Source organism: Haloferax profundi (genome assembly GCF_001469865.1).
Classification (GTDB): Archaea; Halobacteriota; Halobacteria; order Halobacteriales; family Haloferacaceae; genus Haloferax; species Haloferax profundi.
This window is the reverse complement of the sequence record NZ_LOPV01000446.1, coordinates 1-387: the sequence shown is the minus strand read 5'-3', so window position 1 is coordinate 387 and position 387 is coordinate 1. Positions and strand designations below refer to the sequence as shown.

1 protein-coding gene is annotated in these 387 nt (G+C 61.5%); it reads right to left on the bottom strand.

Annotated features, from left to right (window positions below; translation table 11 throughout):
- Positions 1-387, bottom strand: a 387-nt coding sequence (locus AUR66_RS15125; RefSeq protein ID WP_269432613.1) for a sugar phosphate nucleotidyltransferase, incomplete at both ends; no start/stop codon positions are given.

Genomic DNA, 387 nt, shown 5'->3' with positions numbered 1-387 from the left:
TGTTGCCTCGAATGTAGGCATTCGGACCAACAGTTGCTCCACTGCGGATCAGTGCTGGGCCTTCGATGACGACGCCTGCGTCGACGGTTGCGCCGGGTTCGACGACGACGACGCCACGGATGGTTGCATCTTCGTGCACCTCTCCCTGGAGGGCGCGAGAGAGGTCGCCGACCTTCCACTCGTTGGCTTCGAGGAGTTCCCACGGGCGGCCAACGTCTAACCACTGCTCGAAGGGCACAGCAGTGACTGTGCCTTCTTTGCAGGCGCGTTCAAGGACGTCTGTCAGTTCGAGTTCACCACGTTCGCTCTCACCAACGTCGAGCCAGGTTTGTGCCTCGGCGGGGAAGACGTACGCCCCCGTGTTGATGAGATTCGACGGCGGATCTG